This is a genomic window from Cognatundibacterium aquatile, assembly GCF_014699135.1.
In the GTDB taxonomy this organism is placed as follows: domain Bacteria; phylum Pseudomonadota; class Gammaproteobacteria; order Burkholderiales; family Burkholderiaceae_D; genus Undibacterium; species Undibacterium aquatile.
In genome coordinates this window covers 151,358-171,191 of the sequence record NZ_JACOFT010000003.1, presented here as the reverse complement: position 1 = coordinate 171,191, position 19,834 = coordinate 151,358, and the positions used below count along the sequence as shown (strand labels likewise).

Here is a 19,834-nt window from a genome sequence, read left to right as displayed (position 1 = left end):
GATGTTGACTCAGGCGCTGGTTAACGCATGATCAATTAATTCGACCCAGTGTTTGACCGGTGTATCTGTTCCTGATTGCAAATGCGTCAGGCAACCGATGTTCGCCGATAAAATAATGTCTGGTTTTGTCGCCAGCAGATTGTGCAATTTCTTATCCCGCAACTGATAAGACAATTCCGGTTGCAAAACAGAATAGGTGCCTGCCGAGCCACAACATAAATGGCTGTCGGCACACATTTGCACATCAATTCCCAGCGCTTTCAGCAAGCCTTCGACTTTGCCGCGAATTTGCTGGCCATGCTGCAAAGTACAAGGCGGATGCCAGACTATGCGCTGTTTGAGTTTGCCTTGTAATCTGCCAACCAGCGCGGTCTCAAATGCAGGCAACACTTCACTCAGGTCGCGCGTCAGAGCAGAGATACGCTGCGCCTTTTCGGCATAAACCTCATCATGCGCAAGCAGATGCCCATATTCTTTCACGGTTACGCCACAGCCGGATGCGGTCATAACGATGGCTTCGGCACCAGACTCTACATATGGCCACCAGGCATCAATGTTATTGCGCATATCATCCAGTGCCGCATCCTGCTCATTCAGGTGATGACGAATAGCGCCACAACATCCGGCTTTCGGAGCACGGATCAGCTCGATACCTAAAGTGTTCAACACTCGGGCGGTCGCATAATTAATATTCGGTGACATCAATGGTTGCACACAACCATCCAGCAATAACATTTTCCGCGGATGCTGTTGCTGCGGCCACAATCCGGCAGCTTGCCTTACCGGAACCTTATTCTGCAATGTTTTGGGTAATAATGGCCGCACGGATTGACCCAGAGTCATTACCGGTTTAAATATCCAGGGCGTCGGCAACATCGTTTTCAGTGTGCTCCGAATGAGCCTTTGTTTAAGCGAACGCGGCACTTGCTCTTCCACAACTTTACGGCCAATATCGAGCAGACGCCCGTACTGAACACCGGAAGGACAGGTCGATTCGCAATTGCGGCAAGTCAGGCAGCGGTCAAGATGCTGCTGCGTTTTTTCGGTAGCAACTTTTCCTTCCAGCACCTGTTTGATCAGGTAAATGCGGCCACGCGGGCCGTCGAGTTCATCTCCCAGCAATTGATAGGTAGGGCAAGTCGCTGTACAAAAACCGCAATGCACACATTTGCGCAATATGTCATCGGCCTCTTTACCCTCACGGGTATTCTTAATAAAGTCTGCGAGATTAGTTTGCATAGCGAATTAAAAGTCCTTGTACAGGCGGCCAGGGTTAAAAATACCTGAGGGATCGAAAGCGACTTTCAGACGCTGATGTATCTTTGCCATTGGAGCGGATAAGGGCGTAAAGACGCCGATACTCTTGTCACCTCCACGGAACAGGGTCGCATGACCGCCAGCAGCTTGTGCCGCAGCGCGTATCGTTGCAGGGCTCTCGTCGCTGAACAACCAACGCTGCGCACCACCCCACTCTATCATCGACTTCCCGGTCAGAGCTAAAGGTGCAGTGGTAGATGGAACGGATAAACGCCACAAACCATGTGCCTCATCCTGTGAAAAAAAATCATGCGTCTGTTCACGCAAATCGTTCCAGGCAGAAGCGGCATCCTGCATCTCCTCGCCACCCAGTCGTTGCTTCGCTGCGCGCACAGCGGCCTCAGCGCCGGAGAGTCGCAACATCAGGCGCCCCACGTGCCAACAGCTACCGGACAACGGCAATGCCTGCCCAGCCCACTCATTCATCTTCTGAATCGCATCGGCTTCCGATAAAGCAAATACCAATGTCGTTTCCGCAAACGGGCGCGGCAACACTTTGACGGAAATATTCAGTACCAGCCCCAATGTTCCCATGGAGCCTGTCAGCAAACGCGAGACGTCATAGCCAGCAACATTCTTCATGACCTGGCCACCGAACTCCAGTACTTGTCCACGGCCATCCATCAATGTCGCACCAAGAATAAAATCACGTGCAGCCCCGACATACGGACGGCGCGGACCTGACAAGCCTGAGGCGAGCATGCCTCCTATGGTTGCCGTTGCGCTGAATTTCGGCGGCTCGAATGCCAGCATCTGATTGTTTTCGGACAGTAGTGCCTCGATCTCGGCAAGCGGTGTACCGCAGCGTGCTGTCAATACCAGTTCGGTCGGCTCATACGCCAGAATGCCGGAATACGCCCGGGTATCAAGCACGTCACCTTGCGGAGCCTGTCCATACCAACGCTTACTGCCACCGCCTTCGATTTGCAGTGGAAGGTGGTTCTGCGAGGCATTTAATATCCGTTCCCGGAAGCCTTCGATTATGTTGTTCATTGCTGTGTCCATCTGTACGTTTTTTTATTTTTTTCAGAAACGAGGTAAATCCGGAAATTTCAGATTTCCCTGTTTCACATGCATACGCCCATATTCAGCGCAGCGATGCAAGCTTGGTATCGCTTTATCCGGATTCAGCAAACTATGCGGGTCAAATGCACGCTTCACCGCAAAAAATGCATCCAGCTCTTCACGCGAAAATTGCACGCACATGGAGTTAATTTTTTCGATACCGACACCATGCTCACCGGTAATCGTGCCGCCGACGGTGACACATAATTCCAGTATCTCCGCACCGAATGCCTCAGCCCGCAGAAACTCGCCTTCCTGATTCGCATCAAACAAAATCAACGGGTGTAAGTTACCGTCACCGGCATGAAACACATTTGCGCAGCGCAAACCATATTTTTCTTCCATATGAGTAATGCCTATCAATACTTCCGATAAGCGCTTCCGGGGAATCGTGCCATCCATGCAGTAATAATCCGGCGATATACGTCCCGCTGCGGGAAACGCATTTTTACGACCGGACCAGAAACGCAAACGCTCAGCTTCACTCTGTGAAACCGCAATTGCCGTCGCACCAGCCTGTTCCAGCACGGCAGACATGCGAGCGATTTCTTCCTCAACTTCTTCCGTCGTGCCGTCAGACTCACACAGCAAAATCGCTTCCGCATTGATGTCATAACCGGCTTTAACAAAGGGTTCGACCATGCGTGACGATGTTTTATCCATCATCTCCAAACCTGCGGGAATAATACCGGCAGCAATCACGTTTGCGACCGCATTTCCGCCTTTCACCACATCATCAAATGACGCCATAATGACGCGGGCAACCTGCGGTTTAGGCACCAGCTTGACCGTCACCTCGGTGACGATTCCGAGCATTCCTTCTGAGCCGATAAAAACCGCCAGCAAATCTAAACCCGGAGCATCCAGCGCTTCGCTACCCAACTCAACAACGTCACCATCAATGGTGACTACGCGCGCGCGCAGCACATTGTGTACGGTCAGACCATACTTCAGGCAGTGAACACCGCCAGAGTTTTCCGCTACGTTGCCGCCTATCGTGCAGGCAATCTGCGACGAGGGATCCGGCGCATAATACAAACCTAAAGGTGATACGGCTTCCGAGATTGCCAGATTACGCACACCCGGTTGAACCACAGCCGTTCGCGAGTAAGCATCTACTTTCAGAATTTTATTGAATTTGGCAGTAGATAACACGACACCATCGGCGATCGGCATCGCGCCACCAGATAAGCCAGTTCCTGCACCGCGCGGTACGATAGGAACATTCAAACGGCGGCAAACTTCCATCACCGCGATAATCTGTGATTCATTTTCCGGCAGACAAACGATCATGGGCAACTGGCGGTAGGCTGCCAGACCATCACACTCATATGGACGAACATCTTCTTCATGATGCAAGACACAATGCCCGGGCAATACCTGACGCAGCGCCTTCACGACTTCCTGCTGCCGCCCGCCATACAAATCATTTGAACTGTTTTGCTCCATCGCTTTACCCCATCTGTTTTTTTGTCAGTGTAATCAGCTTTGATGTATCTGGGATGAATACTTTAAACTTTACTGACTGAATTTTTTTCAGGACATAAAAAAAGGACGCCACAGCGTCCTTTTTTTAGCATTCAGGGTGCTTACACGGAGAATGAAGATCCGCAACCACAAGTGGTGGAGGCATTAGGATTTTTAATCACAAACTGTGCACCTTCCAGATCGTCTTTATAATCGATTTCAGCGCCCACCAGATACTGATAGCTCATAGAATCGATCAACAACTGCACACCATTTTTTGTCATGGTGGTGTCGTCTTCATTCGTGATTTCATCGAACGTAAAACCGTATTGAAAACCTGAACATCCGCCACCTTGTACAAAAACGCGTAATTTCAAATCAGGATTACCCTCTTCTTCAATCAACTGAGCAACTTTTGCAGCTGCGCTTTCTGTGAAATTGATTGGTGTTGGCATTTCGGCTACAGCATTCATTTTTTGCTCCTTGGATCTAAGATGTTCTCATTATAGTCCCGACTCCGGAACTATGCATTGGACGCTGCAAGTTTCAGAGTTGCCGGCTCTTGAGCAAGATCATGCGTGAGTTTTCCGGATACCAGAGCACCACTGAGCATCTCCAGAGTTTTGTAATGAACGTCACCAGAAATTTTTGCCTTAGGCTGCAACTCTAACAGTTCTGTTGAAAACACTGGCCCGTTAATCACACCATTCACGACGATGTGTGCCGCCCTTACTTCACCATCAATAACGGCCTGCTCTGAAATGACCAGCATGCTCAATGACTCAGTATCAGCAATAACGTTGCCACGAATGTGCCCATCAATACGCAAGCCACCTTTGAAATGCAGATCGCCTTCAATTCTTGTAGTGGATCCAATAAGACTATCGATAGTGCTTTTGGTTTTACGACTGAACATGAAAGAATTCCTTTTCAGGACATAGATCAAAAATATTCATGAGCTTCATCATCCAACTCAGAAATAATTGATGCTGGTTTATAAATTAACCGCTTGTTGAGCGCGGACTTGCCCCCGGTCTAACACTTTTACCTGGACATTTTTGGCGACCGCACCATCCGGAAGAGTAATGACTCCCTCCAATCGCTGGTAATGTCTAAACGATAATTTTAATTTACCAGCTTCGCCCGATTTGGGATCAGGAAAATACATCGTAGCAGGTTTACCTGCCTGCACCAAACCTAATAAAAATTGTAATTCACCATTAAAATCTCTGCCATTTTTTACGCCTTGCATTACCAAAGCTCGATAACGCAATTGGCCGGGTGCGAGCATTTCTATCTTCAGATTCTGAACGGTAATACCATCATTCCCAGTCGTTGAAGGCATCACGCCTTCAAAAAAAGCCAGATCATCTTTCAGCTTTTGATTTTCTGCGGTCAGTGCTTTGATCTGATCCGTCAGCTCTTTCTGCATAGAACGATCAATGTTCTGCTTACTTTCTATCGTGTTTGCTTCTAATAGTAACTTATCGCGCTCAGCTGTCAGCTCTTTTACCTGTGTTTCAAGTGACTGCATCTGATTCAGATTAAACTTTGTGCCGAATGCAAAGCTCTTTCCAAGATCATAGGTCCACCATGCGACAGCAGACGTCAGTGCAATGACCAATGCCAGCATGGCCAGCCGGAGCGGCCACGGCTGTTGATGCGTAATGGTCATTTTCGACGCCAGATGGCGTCGTTGCCAGAGTCGTTTCTTTGCCATGAATGAATTACGGCAAAACAGGAATATGCTGCAATCCTGTTACTTCATCCAATCCAAACATCAGATTCATACACTGCACAGCCTGCCCGGATGCACCTTTTACAAGATTATCCTGCACGACAAGAACGATCACAGTTTTGCCATTATTTGGCCGATGCAACGCAATACGCAGCATATTGGAAGCGCGGGTAGAACGTGTTTCCGGATGAGAGCCAAATGGCATAACATCAACGAATGGCTCATCTTTGTAGGTACTTTCAAACAAAACCTGTAATTCGTCATTACTGATATCAGTGTTCAGGCGAGCATACAACGTTGAGTGCATACCGCGTACCATCGGAACAAGGTGAGGAGTGAATAACAGTCCCACTTTTTGCTCAGTCATACGCTGTAATTGTTCTACTGTCTCCGGTGTATGGCGATGGCCTGAAACGCCGTAAGCCTTGAATGTGTCGCTCGCCTCGGAAAACAAAATACCAATTTCAGCTTTACGTCCGGCACCTGACACTCCGGATTTGCAATCAGCAATCAAATCCGTTGCATCGACAATTCCCGCCTTCAATAATGGATAGAAACCCAATTGCATGGTCGTTGGATAACAACCCGGATTACCAATAACTCGTGCGGTTTTGATCGCATCACGATTCAGCTCAGGCAAACCATAAACAGCTTCGCTCAGCACATCAGGACACGTGTGTGGAATGCCATACCATTTCTCGAACTGCGCAACATCTTGCATCCGGAAATCTGCGGCAAGGTCAATTACCTTGACACCAGCCATCAACAATTCTTGCGCTTGTGCCATAGCAACACCATGAGGTGTCGCAAAAAAAACGACATCACACTCCGTCAGCTTTGCTTTATCAGGCGAAGAGAATGCCAGGTTAACACGCCCACGTAGTGATGGATACATGTCCGCCACAGGTAAGCCATCCTCTTTACGCGAAGTAATTGCCGTCAGTTCCACTGCTGGATGCATTGTCAGCAAACGCAATAACTCAACCCCAGTGTAACCCGTGCCACCTACTATTCCAACTTTAATCATTGACGTTCCTTGCAAGAAATTTTCCGTTATTTTAACAGCAGTCGCTCATCTCAAAACGCACTTCACGGAACTCATCCGCAATCAGCACACAAAAGCAAAAAGCCGCCCAAAGGCGGCTTTTTGTAGCAATTCCTGCCAGCGATAAAAAATTAACGCTTGGAGAATTGTTTTGCGCGACGTGCTTTGCGCAGACCAACTTTTTTACGTTCAACTTCGCGGGCATCACGAGTAACGAAACCAGCTTTGGACAATTCAGATTTCAAAGTTGCATCGTAGTCGATCAGCGCACGAGTGATACCGTGACGAACTGCACCGGATTGGCCGGATTCGCCGCCGCCGTGAACGTTAACCATAATATCGAATGTCTCGAGATTATTAGTCAGTTCCAGAGGTTGACGGATGACCATCAGGCCAGTTTCACGAGAGAAGTACTCGTTAGCTGGTTTGCCGTTGACAACGATCTTGCCGCTGCCGGATTTCAGGAATACGCGAGCAACTGCGCTCTTGCGACGGCCAGTTCCGTAGTTGTAATTACCGATCATGGCTAATCCTTAGATGTCGAGTACTTGTGGTTGCTGAGCTGCGTGCGGATGTGTTGCATCTGCATAGACTTTCAGCTTCTTGATCATTGCATAGCCGAGTGGGCCTTTAGGCAACATGCCTTTAACTGCTTTCTCGAGTGCACGACCTGGAAAACGCTGTTGCATTTTCGTGAAATTTGTTTCATAGATACCGCCTGGATAACCAGTGTGACGGTAGTATGTTTTGTTCAGAGCTTTAGTGCCAGTCACGCGCAGTTTGCCTGCATTAACAACAACGATAAAATCGCCTGTGTCTACGTGTGGAGTAAATTCTGGTTTATGTTTGCCGCGTAAACGGAGTGCCACTTCGCTGGCAACACGTCCGAGTACTTTATCTGTCGCGTCAATCACGAACCAGTCGCGCTGAACCTCATGGCCCTTAGCGGAAAAGGTTTTCATGTTGAATCCTAAAAAGTTAAATACGCCCTTTTTTGGTGGTTCTGCCTATGATTTGACAGACTCTCCCTTGTTAAACTCTCAGTCGGGCAAATTGAGAATCGGAAATTATAGGGTTTTCAAGGAGTTAGTGCAAGAACTGTTTAAATTTTAAGCAAAATTTCCATAAATTTCCAAAGCAGATCGGCAAATATATTTTTAAATAAATAATAATTTGATGCAGGCTCTCAGATTCGCCTGAATCATATGCAGTAAAATCTCTAACGAGTTAGATCACATCATAACGAGGAATAAATGGAAGCTACCGTACGCTGGACAGGCTTATCTGGCATGTCTTTTTTGGCAGAAACTGGCTCAGGCCATGCAGTTTTAATGGATGGTGCACCAGAAGGTGGTGGTCACAATCTGGCGCCACGCCCGATGGAAATGGTGTTATTGGGAACGGGCGGATGCACGGCCTACGATGTCGTATTAATTTTACGTAAGAGTAAACAAGATATACGTGGCTGCGATGTAAAACTCAGCGCGGAAAGAGCTGAGACAGAACCTAAAGTTTTTACCAAAATCAACTTTCACTTCACCGTTCGTGGACGTCAGTTAAAAGCTAATCTGGTCGAACGCGCAATCAAACTTTCACATGAAAAATACTGCTCTGCGTCTATCATGCTTGAAAAAACGGCTCAGATAACGCATAGCTATGAAATCATTGAAGATGCTGAGATACCTTCTGAGCACGATACTCAGGGATGAACGGGCTCTTCAGGTTGCTCAAAAATATCGAGATATGTCGGATAAAACGTGCAATACCTGATCGTCGTCAATAAAGCCAGAACAGGCATCATCAACAACACGACAAAACCGGTGTTGCCTGTGACCAGCGCTAAGATCTCAACAAAAATGGCTGGCAATAATCCTGAAATGAGAAACCAGGAAAGTGCGTAAATCAAAAACGCCTTGGCGGCACGTTTTACCGAAAAAAAACTGTAAAACAGCGCTTTTGGTACTGACATCCCGCGCCACATAATTAACGGCCCGGCAAACCAGAAAGCCATCAAAGCCGGCAAAAAGGCGAGTACCGCCATCAACATTCCTAAAAACAGACGCCCTTGAGGTAAATCCTTAGGATCAACTGGCTTTTCACTGGAAATAAACTCGAATAAGGCGCCATTATCAAAAAGTTGCGATATCAATGCTGCGCCGGAAATGGCCAGCAGGTACAGGCAACCTAAAGCGAATAAACGTAAAAAGAACTCAGAACGAAAACCCACCAGCAATACAATCGGCTTCACCCGCACACCATCCTCAATCAGACGGCAAGCCTGCATAAAGCTCATGGCAAATACGGGAATTAACACCAGAGGCAAAAAGCGGCCGATAAATGGCACCAGGCTAATTCCCATGTTAAAAAACATATATGCAAAAAAGAGTGTCAACATTTCTGCAGGTTGCTGGCGAAACAGGGCAAAACCACGTTTAACCCATACCCACCCCGTTGAAGCTGGTACTGAATTCATAAATCACTTGTTAAAGGGGGGACAGGCAAAGACTCGCGCAAACGTAAAATCCGTTCAAAGTGTGCGGGATCATGCGGCGTCAGCATTTCTGCATCTCGTGGTTGGTAGTAGTCATACAAGCGGGACAACCAAAAACGCAGAGCGGCTGCCCGCAACATCGGCTTCCAGGCAACCGACTCTTCAGGAGTAAACGGCCGCACCAGATGATAAGCATTCAACAAAGCCCTTACCCGCGCAACATCCAACTCACCGGTTGCAGTATCGATGCACCAATCATTCACGGTCACGGCAACATCGAAAATCCAGGCATCACAGCCCGCAAAATAAAAATCAAAAAAGCCTGTCAGCTTTTCGCCGTCAAACATGACGTTATTACGGAACAAATCCGCATGGACAGGTCCTCTTGGCAAAGCACGATAGATTGGCGTGCTGTCAAAGGCATCCTGATAATGCACCTCGGCGCACAACAGATGTCGCAACTCATCAGAGAGAAAAGGAAGAACTTTCGGCGTGGTTTCATGCCACCAGTTCAAAGAGCGTAAATTTTCCTGATACAAGGGAAAGTCTTTTCCAGCAAGATGCATGAGCGCAAGCATCGCACCGACTGCGGCACAATGCACGGGTTCAGGATGCATCTGCGATGCCCCTTCTAACTTGCTGACGATAGAGGCAGGTTTTCCGTGTAAAGCTGTCACCAGCTCACCATCGATATTCGCAACAGGTGCAGGTACCAATACTCCCCTATCGGCGAGATGGCGCATTAACTTCAGGTAAAACGGTAATTGCTCGAAAGTCAGATTTTCAAAAATCGTCAGAACATACTCACCGGTTTCTGTCGTAATAAAAAAATTACTATTTTCAATTCCAGATGCAATCCCTTTAATTGCCAGCGCTTTTCCCAACGGGAATTGTTTTATCCAGGAACTGAGGTCGTCGAGTGTGACTGAGGTAAAAACTGCCATTGTGATATCGCAAAAATAGAATAGAAAACTTACTTACCTGTAGCACTGGCTGGTACGGCCTGCGCTGGAGCTGGTGGCAATACAGGCGGCTGCTCGATTTCTTTGCTTTCTTTTTTTCCGCCGAATTCGAGAATAGTCCACTGCGGCGCCCGGTTTGCATTTCCCTGAACGGTACCTTTGGGAGCATTACCGACTTCAGGATCCGCTTTTAAGGTGTAATTACTTTTGCCCGACTTCACCTGCACTTCAGTGACTTTGCCAGCATTATTGCGTTTCTCAGTTACTTTATTCTTTGGTTCAGGTTTGCCTACAGATAATGAAGGATCTGCTGCGCCGTCTTCCAATTTATCCAGCTTAGGTGGCGCCTGGTCGGGCTTTTGCGTCTGAGCCAATACTACTCCTGAGAAACTCAACAAGAAGAGGCCAGAAAGAACTCCTGACAGGATTTTCGACATTTTTTTCATGGTTAATATCCAATTGGCTTGAACTGGCAGACATTGTAACAAAGCAGTGCTCTCACTGACAGAGAATATACGGTTCCAAATTCGATAAAAAAAAAGAGTCGTCTGACGACGACTCCTTTTTTGAATTTTCTAAATTAATTCGGGTTTAAGCCCGAATTCAATTAGAACTTGTGACGAATACCTACGCTGAACATTTTGTCTGTAGAGCCGTTCGCCGCTTTCAACATACCAGCATTTGCTAAGTTGTAAGAAGCATTGCTGTCGTTAGTTGTGCGTGCAAACGATGTGTAGACATCAGTACGCTTGGACAAATCGTATGTGTAACCGATAGCGAATTGTTTGCCGTCAGCGTTAGAAACTGCTTTGTTTTTCACTTGCGTGAAGTCAGCAAGGAATGCACCTGGACCGAACGGTACTGTCGCACCGATCATCCAAACGCGTTCGTCGTTAGTGCCGCCTTTGATAGTTTCGTACGCAGCGTGAGCTTTTACAACTGTGAAGTCATAAGTGCCACCAACGAATGTTTTCTTACCAGCATTTGCATCATTACCAGTTGCATCGTTCAGTTTTTCATAAGCGATTGCTGCGTACACTGGACCTTCAGAGTAAACACCGGAAACGCCAACTTTACGATTTGCGGAGTTATTGCCTGCAGCTTCACCGAAGCCATATTGCAAAGAACCTACAAAACCACTCAGGTTGTTTGTAGAATATGTGATTGCATTGTCAGTACGTGTCGATGTTTTGAACAAACGACCGATGTCGCCAGCCAGACCGATGTGGAATGGATCAACGTTATCGCCGATGTCATAAGTTACAGATTTTTGACGACCCAGGTTCACAGAACCGAAATCACCGGACAAACCAACATAAGCTTGACGACCGAAAGCCAGACCGTTTTGATCAGATGCGCCAGTATCAGTTTTCAAACCCATTTCCAAAACGAAGTTTGCCTTCAGACCGCTACCCAGATCTTCAACGCCTTTGAAACCCAGACGTGAACCGTTTTGAACACCACTATCCAAAGCTGTTCTTGCGCCAGCGCCGTTGTCGTCACGAACCAGACCCATGTCAACAATACCGTAGATAGTTACGGAAGATTGCGCGAAAGCTGCGCCAGAGAATGCACTCATCAGAGCAAGTGCGAGGAATGATTTTTTCATTGTCTAGTATCCAAAAATGAATGTTAAATTTTTGCTGCACCACAAACAAAACGCGGCAAAAAACTGAATTGCAGGTCAATTTACAGCCTTGAACCAATAATTGATCCAATGACAAATGTCACGATACCTGCGAAAAATGACATTTTGATGAAATCAGACTACTTAATAAACAAGGACTTACAGAGCGTTGCAATATAAAGACATAGCCAATTTTGAAAAAATTAATCAGGTATTTAACAAAGCCAGCGATGTCCAGGCTCGCATTATAGGCATTTTTTACCTTTGCTGCACAGCACCAGTCAGATAAGGGATATCCCGTATTTTTCAATAGATAGAAAAAAACATATTTATCCGACGGTTTCCCATGCATTTTGTTTCTGCGCCGTTTTCGACCGCCAGTAGGCACGACCGCTGTACCAGAGCACTGCCGCAATCAATGCACAAACCAGCTGACCAAGAGCTAACGAGAGAGCCGAATGATCTAACGCCGGCGCGACAACACCAGCAATTACTGCCCCAAGTAAAGTCAACGTTGCCGACTGGCAGGATGCAACGATACCTCTGATTGTAGGAAACAAGTCCAGAACCAGCAAGGTCGCGCCTGGTGCAACCAGTGACATGCCAAACGTGTAAAAAAACAACGGAGTTACCGACCAGAGCAGCACTGGCGAGGAGAAAAAATGAAATGTCACGTTAAAAACGGACGCTCCGATAAGGAAGCAGAAACCGATACTCACCTGCTTCCATACAGAGAGTTTGCCAGCCAATCTGTTTGCCGCCAGAGCACCTAAAAAAATGCCAGCGACAGAGGGAACAAATTGCCAGCCGAACTGATCGGCAGCAAGCTTCAGATGTTGAGTAATAAACACCGGGGCAGCAGAAACATATAAAAACATGCCAGCAAAATTAAAGGCAACAGTACCGGCTTTTAGATGGAATAAAGGAGACTTAAATACTTTTCGGTAACTAAGCCATAGAAATTCCATACTGAATTCCTGCCGTTTATCTTTCGGTAAAGATTCAGGTAAGAACTTAAAGCAGGCAAACCATAGCGCAATTGTGTACAAAAAAAGCAATAAAAAAATTGCGCGCCAGCTCATAAAGCCCACAATCCAGCCGCCGAGTATCGGCGCAATTGCAGGGGCTATCGAGAAGATCATTGTCACCATCGACAACAAGCGCTCCGCCGGAGCACCGGCATAAAGATCACGGATCATTGCCCGTCCGACCACCATCCCGGCACCGGCCGAAACGCCTTGCAGAATACGAAATCCCCACAGGTAATGAATGCTGTGTACCGACGCGCAACCAAAACTGGCGACGGCAAAAATCGCTAAGGCAGCCAGAATGACGTTACGCCGCCCGAACGCATCCGACAGCGCGCCATGCCATAAAGTCATAAACGCAAACGACAACATATAAGCGGTGAGCGTCTGCTGGACTTCCAGTGAAGTTGCCGCCAGGCTGCTCTGTATATTTGGGAAAGCTGGTAAATAAGTATCAATGGAAAATGGTCCCAACATCGCCAGTGCAGCTAATAAAGTGGCAAGTCCGGCATTGCTGAGCTGTTGGCGGGAGTGCATTTGTTGCCCAATCATTCAAAAAAATAAATAAAATGCTGTTACAAAAAAAAAGAAAAAAGGCGAAATATTTCGCCTTTTTGTTGCTAATGCGAGACACATCAGAATTAAATTCCCCCCATACAGAGGTATTTCATTTCCAGATATTCGTCCATCCCGTATTTGGAACCTTCACGTCCGAGTCCGGATTGCTTGACGCCGCCAAACGGCGCGACCTCATTGGAAATTAAGCCTGTATTAATCCCCACCATGCCGTATTCCAGCTTTTCGGCGACGCGCCAGACGCGGCCGATATCGCGTGAATAGAAATACGAAGCCAATCCGAAGTCGGTATTATTTGCAGCCGCGATGACTTCCTCTTCAGTAGTGAATTTCACTACTGCAGCGACCGGTCCGAAGGTTTCCTCATTCATCACCAGCATGGATGCTGTGACATCCGCCAACACTGTTGGTTCATAGAATAATTCCCCGGCACTATGTGGCTTGCCACCGGCGAGCAAGCGAGCGCCCTGCTCCATCGCGTCCGCAACGTGCTCTTCTACTTTCGCCACCGCTTGTGCATCGATCATGGGGCCCTGATTAACACCGGCATCGAAACCATCACCGACTCTGATTTTTTTTGCACCGGCAGCTAATTTACTGACGAATTCATCGTAGACCGATGCGTGTGCATAAAAGCGATTGGTACACACACAGGTCTGGCCCGAGTTGCGGAACTTGGATAACAAGGCGCCTTCGACAGCAGCATCAATGTCAGCATCCTCAAATACGATAAACGGTGCATGACCGCCCAGCTCCAACGCCAGCTTCTTGACCGTCGGGGCGGACTGACGCATCAGAATACGGCCCACCGGCGTCGAACCGGTAAACGACAAATGCCGGACGACAGAGCTATCGCATAAAACTTTACCGACAGTAATAGATTGCTCCGCATCGGCAGTAATAATATTAATGATCCCGGCAGGAATACCTGCGCGGTGTGCCAGTTCGGCAATCGCCAGCGCCGACAAAGGCGTCTGCTCAGCTGGCTTGATGACAATCGAACAGCCAGCGGCCACAGCCGGAGCGACCTTGCGGGTAATCATCGCAATAGGAAAATTCCAAGGCGTGATTGCGGCACACACACCAATCGGTTGCCGCAACACGACCATGCGCTTATCGCTCCAGGTCGAGGCCATCACGTCGCCCGCGACACGTTTCGCCTCTTCGGCAAACCATTCAACGAAACTGGCGCCGTAGATGACTTCGCCCTTTGCCTCGGCAAGCGGTTTTCCTTGTTCGGCAGTCATGATCGCTGCCAGATCATCGGCATGGCTGATAATCAGATCAAACCAGCGACGCATGATATTGGCACGCTCTTTTCCTGTTTTCGCCGCCCACAACGGAAAAGCAGCCTGCGCGGCAGCAATAGCGGCATGCGCATCTGGTTCCGCTAAATTAGGTACTGTCGCCAGCACAGCCTGGGTTGATGGATTCACCACATCAAACTTCGTTTGCGCCTGCACCCACGCGCCATTGATATATGCAGCGTCACGCAACAACGATGCGTCTTTTAAGCCTAATGATTTTGCAGTTTGTTCTGATGACATCACTCCGTCTCCATCATGTTTTGACTGATTAATGAATAGCAACTACCGGACTTATGCGACATCGCGCTCGGCAGGGTGATCGCTTCTGATCATATAAATATGTCAGCCTTAGCTGGCATCCCGTGCCGCAATAAAATTGCCGTAAGTCCGCAATAAAAAGGAAAGCCTAAAGCAAAACAGCCAGGTCTGCTTGACCCGGCTGTTTTATTCAGATGAATTATTTTGATTTCATCTTTGTTATTTTGGTTTGGCTTCCTCGCGACGGTTGAAACCGGCAACCATATCAAAGCGAAATAAGCGGCATTCCAGCGCACCATTAAAGAACGGAGTTTTGCGCGATTCTTTTAAACGCAGCATCTTCGGCACAGTCAGATCGGCAGTGAATAAAAAGACGCTCCAGCCGGCAAAACGTTGTTTCAAGGTGGTGCTGAAGGCACTGAAAAATTCTTTTGCCAGATCGTCGGTTTCCAGCGAGCTGTCGCCACGCACGCCGATACGTTCGCCATACGGTGGATTAGTCAGCAATATGCCTGGCTGCGTTGTCGGTGCCTTGATTTCCTGCGCTTCGATCTGTTTCAGCGGCACTTCAAAACGGATGCCCGCTTTATTCAGATTATTGCGCGTCATGACGACCATATCGCCGGAAATATCGCTGCCGAAAATCGTCGGTTCAGCGGGCAAAGGATTTGGCTTCGCGGCGGCTTTGATAGCAGCCCACGCATCAGCATCAAACTGATGAAATTTTTCAAAGCCAAATTCGCGTTTTAATCCCGGTGGAATTCCCGCCAAAATTTGTGCGGCTTCAATCAGTATCGTGCCGGAACCGCACATAGGATCGAACAAAGGCACGCCCGGTTTCCAGCCCGCCGTACGCAACAAACCTGCGGCCAGATTTTCACGCAAAGGTGCGTCACCGGTTTCCATACGCCAGCCGCGCTTAAACAAAGGTTCACCAGAAGTATCGAGATAAATCGTGAAATTATGCGCATCGAGAAAACCGACGATACGCATATCCGGTGTTTTCGTATCGACCGAAGGACGCTGGGTAAACTGATCACGGAAACGGTCACAAATCGCATCTTTGATTTTCAGTGTGATGAATTCCAGACTCTTGACCGGTGATTTCACTGCCGTGACGTCGACGCGTATCGTGTGGTGATAGCCGAACCAGTCTTCCCACGCCTGCGCTAACACCAGATCGTAAATATCGTTTTCATTCGAGTAACTCGCATGCGCCATACGCATCAGCACGCGTGAAGCAATACGGGAATGCAAATTGATGCGCCAGCCGTCCTGCAAACTGCCGGAACAATGCACACCACCCGGCACTTGATTATGCACCGCCATGGTTTTATCCATCGCAGCGATTTCGTTCAACTCTTCAGCGAGAGCGATTTCCATGCCGCGCGGGCATGGACAAAAATAGGAATGACGTGTCATGGGGAACCTTTTATCCGTTGTAATTCAAAAAATACAGGGTGAGCATGGCTCCCCCCTCACTACAGTAGCACGCTGCGATTTTTCTTCAGCAACGCACTGCCTTTTGTCGCCAATCAGAAAGGCTTGACGACAACTAATATCACGACGATCAGCAATAAAATCACCGGCACTTCGTTAAACCAGCGGAACCAGACATGGCTGCGCTTATTCGTACCTTTTTCAAATTTTTTCAGCAAACTGCCGCAGGCATGGTGATAGCCAATCAGCAAAATCACACACAATAATTTTGCATGCAACCAGCCATTACCGGGGCCTTTGCCGATGCCGTAGCCCAGCCACAAATACCCACCAAGCAACACCGCTGGCACCATCAGCATCGTGGAAAAGCGATACAACTTACGAGCCATCAGCAACAAGCGTCCGGTGCTGGTGGTGTCGGTTTCCATCGCCAGATTCACCAGTATGCGCGGCAGGTAAAACAAGCCAGCAAACCATGACGTGACAAACAGAATGTGCAGCGCTTTAATCCAGAGCATAATTTGCTTTCAAAATAGCTTACAAAGTGACGTTCAACAATTTACTGACGAACTTCGCCGTGACCAAACACGACGTATTTTAACGACGTTAAACCTTCCAGTCCGACCGGGCCACGCGCATGCAGCTTGTCATTGGAAATGCCGATTTCAGCCCCCAGCCCGTATTCAAAACCATCCGCAAAACGGGTTGAGGCATTCACCATCACAGAAGCCGAATCCACCTCACGCAGGAAACGCAGCGCGCGGCTGTAATCTTCGGTGATGATCGCTTCGGTATGCTTAGACGAGTAGTCATTGATGTGCGTCATCGCCGCATCGATATCCGCGACGACTTTGACCGCCAGCACCGGCGCCAGATATTCTGTGCTCCAGTCTTCTTCGGTGGCTTGCGCGAGATAAGGGTAGCCCGCCAAAATCGCTGTCGCTGCGGGGTCGCAACGCAATTCGACTTGTTTGGCCTCATACAGTTTTGCCAGCGGCGGCAATACCTGCGCTGCAATTCTTTCTGCGACCAGTAAAGTTTCCATCGTATTGCAAGTACCGTAACGATGGCATTTGGCATTGAATGCAACGTCCAGCGCTTTTTGCAGATCGGCTTTATCGTCGATATAGACGTGGCAGATACCATCGAGATGCTTGATCATCGGCACGGTCGCTTCCTGCATCAGGCGGGCGATCAGACCTTTGCCGCCACGCGGCACGATCACGTCAACATACTGCGGCATGGTGATCAGTTCGCCAACCGCAGCGCGGTCAGTGGTTTCTACGATCTGCACTGCATCAGCAGGCAAACCAGCACCCGCCAGCCCTTCTTTCACCAGTTTTGCCAATGCCTGATTGCAGTGAATGGCTTCTGAGCCGCCGCGCAGTATCGTCGCATTGCCGCTCTTGATGCACAGACCTGCCGCATCAACGGTCACATTCGGGCGCGCTTCGTAAATGATGCCGATCACACCGAGTGGCACACGCATCTGCCCGACTTGTATACCGGTCGGACGATACTTCATGTTGGATATTTCACCGATAGGATCAGCGAGGCTGACGATTTGCTCCAGACCTTCTGCCATCGTGGCAATCGCTTTCTCTGACAAAGTCAGCCTATCGAGCATCGCGGCTTCCATGCCATTGGCGCGGGCAGCGGCGAGATCGAGTTCGTTGGCGGCGCGCAATGCAGCTGCGTCGCGCCGGATCGCGGCAGCAATCAGACTCAACGCCAGATTTTTTGCCGCCGTATCCGCTTTTGCCATCGCCCGCGATGCCGCGCGGGCGCGGGCGCCGAGATCGTTCATGTAATGTTTGATGTCCATCATGTCATTTTGGGAGCTTTATATACTCCCCCGTGTATTTTTTAAAGCCCTTTATTTACAAGGACATTAGGTGTGTTTTTAAGGATACTCCCCCAATTTCAGGGATTTTTGGCATTTCCGGCAGTGCTGCGACGGCAGTTCAGGCGGCGGTCGCGACTTTTAATCCCAACTGCAGCAGCGCATCCCAGGCGTCGCCGGCAAATGCTTTGGCACGTAAACCTTTGACCATCTTATCGACTTGCGAGGCTTCTTGCAGCGCTGTTTGCAAGGTCTGCAAACTGACTCTGCGTAATGCCGGGTCCATGAGTTTTTCTCTGGGTCCCCAAATTCTGTATTCTTTCAGCAGGGCAGATAACGGTCGCCCTTGTTGCATGCCGGATTTCAGTTTCAGTAAAGTGCGGATTTCTTCCGCCATCGCCCACAACACCAGCGGCAATGCTTCACCTTCACCTTTAAGTCCGTTCAGCATCCGCGATAAACGGGCAACATCGCCAGCCAGCATCGCTTCATTGAGTTTGAACACATCATAACGGGCAACATTCAGCACCGCGTCGTGAATTTGTTCAAAGCTGAGTTTGCCTGCCGGATGCAGTAAAGCGAGTTTTTGTATTTCCTGATGCGCAGCAAGCAGATTGCCTTCGACGCGATCGGCGATGAAATCCAGACTTTGCCGGTCCGCACTTTGTTGCTGCAAGGCGAGCCGCTGACTGATCCAATTCGGCAAATGATTGCGCTCGACCAGTGGAATATCGATGTACACCGCCGCTTGTTGCAAACTGCTGACCCAGGCTGCTTTTTGCGTTGCCCAATCGAGCTTGGGCAAGGTAATCAGCGTCAGATTATCCGGCGACAGATTTGCCACATAATCCTGCAGCGCTTGTCCGCCATCCTTGCCGGGCTTGCCGGTCGGAATGCGCAGATCGATCAGTTTTTTATCGCCAAACAGCGACTGCGACTGATTCGCTGCCAGCAGCGCACCCCATTTGAAACTGCGCTCGACGGTTAAAATTTCACGCTCATAAAAGCCCTGCGCTTTGGCCGCGCGACGGACTTTGTCCGCAGCTTCCAGCGCGAGTAAATGCTCATCGCTGGTGATCACATACAGTGGTGCCAGCGTTTTCGCCAGATGGCCATCGAGGGCATCGAAGCGCAACTGCATTTATTGATCCATCTTCACAACTGACAGGCGGCGCATGATCTGCTGCACCAGGTCACTTTGCATATCGCGGTACAGCAAGGCTTCTTCGGATTCTTTCGCCAACACCTGTGCTTCATTGAACGTGATCGTGCGTTTCAGTTGCACCGTCACTGGCTCCAGATATTCTTTACCGACCGCATCACGCAAACGGAAACGGAAGTTATACAGCAGATTGTATTCACGTACCCGGCCCTGGCTATTCAAGGACAGAATTTGCTTTTCACGGGTTTCGCTGAGGACATCCAGTATTACTTCCGCATCTTTCGCCTCAGCCGTGATCTGCGTCTGCCCGTTCGCGCGTATCTGACGTTTTAACTCGCCGCCCAGCGATGAACCATCAGACAGGCCGATATAAATACTTTTAAATGGAAAGCTGACCGGTCCACGCAAGGCAAAACCGCATGCAGACAAACTCACCAGCATGGCTATCGCTAGCAGCCATGTCAGTTGACGTGAAAAAACAGAACGCATGCGGATGACTCCTGTAACA

The 19,834-nt window shown here is 48.8% G+C and carries 21 protein-coding genes; 1 reads left to right on the top strand and 20 read right to left on the bottom strand.

Translation table 11 applies throughout. The features are described 5' to 3' along the window. Positions 1-9: 9 nt before the first annotated feature. The 9 genes from glcF to rplM all read right to left on the bottom strand — a co-directional run bounded on the left by glcF (position 10) and on the right by rplM (position 7,594). Positions 10-1,239, bottom strand: a complete 1,230-nt coding sequence (glcF, locus tag H8K26_RS09325) for a glycolate oxidase subunit GlcF (RefSeq protein ID WP_190479064.1) — start codon at positions 1,237-1,239, stop codon at positions 10-12. A 6-nt stretch (positions 1,240-1,245) separates the two neighbouring features. Continuing rightward, the gene (gene glcE, locus H8K26_RS09320; RefSeq protein WP_190479062.1) at positions 1,246-2,310 is read right to left on the bottom strand and encodes a glycolate oxidase subunit GlcE; all 1,065 of its coding nucleotides are present in this window, start codon (positions 2,308-2,310) and stop codon (positions 1,246-1,248) included. A gap of 33 nt (positions 2,311-2,343) precedes the next feature. Further along, entirely contained in the window at positions 2,344-3,831 is a 1,488-nt protein-coding gene (locus H8K26_RS09315; protein WP_190479060.1) for an FAD-linked oxidase C-terminal domain-containing protein, read from the bottom strand. A 140-nt stretch (positions 3,832-3,971) separates the two neighbouring features. Then, positions 3,972-4,322, bottom strand: a complete 351-nt coding sequence (gene erpA / locus H8K26_RS09310) for an iron-sulfur cluster insertion protein ErpA (protein ID WP_186882879.1) — start codon at positions 4,320-4,322, stop codon at positions 3,972-3,974. A 50-nt stretch (positions 4,323-4,372) separates the two neighbouring features. Further along, positions 4,373-4,765, bottom strand: a complete 393-nt coding sequence (locus tag H8K26_RS09305) for a bactofilin family protein (protein ID WP_186882878.1) — start codon at positions 4,763-4,765, stop codon at positions 4,373-4,375. A 78-nt stretch (positions 4,766-4,843) separates the two neighbouring features. Next, on the bottom strand, positions 4,844-5,569 hold the full coding sequence (locus H8K26_RS09300) for a DUF6776 family protein (RefSeq protein ID WP_190479058.1): 726 nt from the start codon (positions 5,567-5,569) through the stop codon (positions 4,844-4,846). A gap of 7 nt (positions 5,570-5,576) precedes the next feature. Then, positions 5,577-6,614, bottom strand: coding sequence for an N-acetyl-gamma-glutamyl-phosphate reductase (gene argC / locus H8K26_RS09295; protein ID WP_190479056.1), 1,038 nt, complete (start codon positions 6,612-6,614; stop codon positions 5,577-5,579). 149 nt (positions 6,615-6,763) lie between these two features. Beyond that, entirely contained in the window at positions 6,764-7,156 is a 393-nt protein-coding gene (gene rpsI / locus H8K26_RS09290) for a 30S ribosomal protein S9 (protein WP_162039944.1), read from the bottom strand. Positions 7,157-7,165: 9 nt separating this feature from the next. Continuing rightward, positions 7,166-7,594, bottom strand: coding sequence for a 50S ribosomal protein L13 (rplM, locus tag H8K26_RS09285; RefSeq protein WP_186882875.1), 429 nt, complete (start codon positions 7,592-7,594; stop codon positions 7,166-7,168). A 291-nt stretch (positions 7,595-7,885) separates the two neighbouring features. Here rplM and H8K26_RS09280 point away from each other — a divergent pair, with 291 nt between their 5' ends. Then, a complete protein-coding gene (locus H8K26_RS09280; protein ID WP_190479054.1) occupies positions 7,886-8,341 on the top strand; it encodes an OsmC family protein in 456 nt (151 codons plus the stop codon). Here H8K26_RS09280 and H8K26_RS09275 read toward each other — a convergent pair. The 11 genes from H8K26_RS09275 to H8K26_RS09225 form a co-directional block, all read right to left on the bottom strand. Further along, positions 8,332-9,105 (bottom strand): BPSS1780 family membrane protein, encoded by a 774-nt coding sequence (locus H8K26_RS09275; RefSeq protein ID WP_190479052.1) that lies wholly within the window; start codon positions 9,103-9,105, stop codon positions 8,332-8,334. The two genes, H8K26_RS09280 and H8K26_RS09275, sit on opposite strands and share 10 nt — an antisense overlap. Next, positions 9,102-10,067 carry a homoserine kinase gene (locus H8K26_RS09270; protein ID WP_190479050.1) on the bottom strand — a complete coding sequence of 322 codons (966 nt, stop codon included), beginning with the start codon at positions 10,065-10,067 and terminating at the stop codon, positions 9,102-9,104. The genes H8K26_RS09275 and H8K26_RS09270 overlap by 4 nt, the downstream gene beginning before the upstream one ends. 29 nt (positions 10,068-10,096) lie before the next feature. After that, the gene (locus tag H8K26_RS09265; protein ID WP_186882871.1) at positions 10,097-10,459 is read right to left on the bottom strand and encodes a hypothetical protein; all 363 of its coding nucleotides are present in this window, start codon (positions 10,457-10,459) and stop codon (positions 10,097-10,099) included. A gap of 233 nt (positions 10,460-10,692) precedes the next feature. Then, positions 10,693-11,694, bottom strand: coding sequence for a porin (locus H8K26_RS09260; protein ID WP_190479048.1), 1,002 nt, complete (start codon positions 11,692-11,694; stop codon positions 10,693-10,695). A gap of 347 nt (positions 11,695-12,041) precedes the next feature. Then, on the bottom strand, positions 12,042-13,277 hold the full coding sequence (locus H8K26_RS09255) for a multidrug effflux MFS transporter (protein ID WP_190479046.1): 1,236 nt from the start codon (positions 13,275-13,277) through the stop codon (positions 12,042-12,044). A gap of 104 nt (positions 13,278-13,381) precedes the next feature. Then, positions 13,382-14,863, bottom strand: a complete 1,482-nt coding sequence (locus H8K26_RS09250; protein ID WP_190479044.1) for an NAD-dependent succinate-semialdehyde dehydrogenase — start codon at positions 14,861-14,863, stop codon at positions 13,382-13,384. A 237-nt stretch (positions 14,864-15,100) separates the two neighbouring features. Further along, on the bottom strand, positions 15,101-16,303 hold the full coding sequence (locus H8K26_RS09245; protein ID WP_223826936.1) for a THUMP domain-containing class I SAM-dependent RNA methyltransferase: 1,203 nt from the start codon (positions 16,301-16,303) through the stop codon (positions 15,101-15,103). A gap of 113 nt (positions 16,304-16,416) precedes the next feature. After that, positions 16,417-16,839 carry a CopD family protein gene (locus tag H8K26_RS09240; RefSeq protein ID WP_190479041.1) on the bottom strand — a complete coding sequence of 141 codons (423 nt, stop codon included), beginning with the start codon at positions 16,837-16,839 and terminating at the stop codon, positions 16,417-16,419. 41 nt (positions 16,840-16,880) lie between these two features. Further along, the gene (locus tag H8K26_RS09235) at positions 16,881-18,149 is read right to left on the bottom strand and encodes a glutamate-5-semialdehyde dehydrogenase (protein WP_190479039.1); all 1,269 of its coding nucleotides are present in this window, start codon (positions 18,147-18,149) and stop codon (positions 16,881-16,883) included. Between the two features lie 136 nt (positions 18,150-18,285). Beyond that, the gene (gene holA, locus H8K26_RS09230; RefSeq protein ID WP_190479037.1) at positions 18,286-19,305 is read right to left on the bottom strand and encodes a DNA polymerase III subunit delta; all 1,020 of its coding nucleotides are present in this window, start codon (positions 19,303-19,305) and stop codon (positions 18,286-18,288) included. Next, positions 19,306-19,815, bottom strand: coding sequence for an LPS-assembly lipoprotein LptE (locus H8K26_RS09225; RefSeq protein WP_190479034.1), 510 nt, complete (start codon positions 19,813-19,815; stop codon positions 19,306-19,308). Between the last annotated feature and the right edge of the window lie 19 nt (positions 19,816-19,834).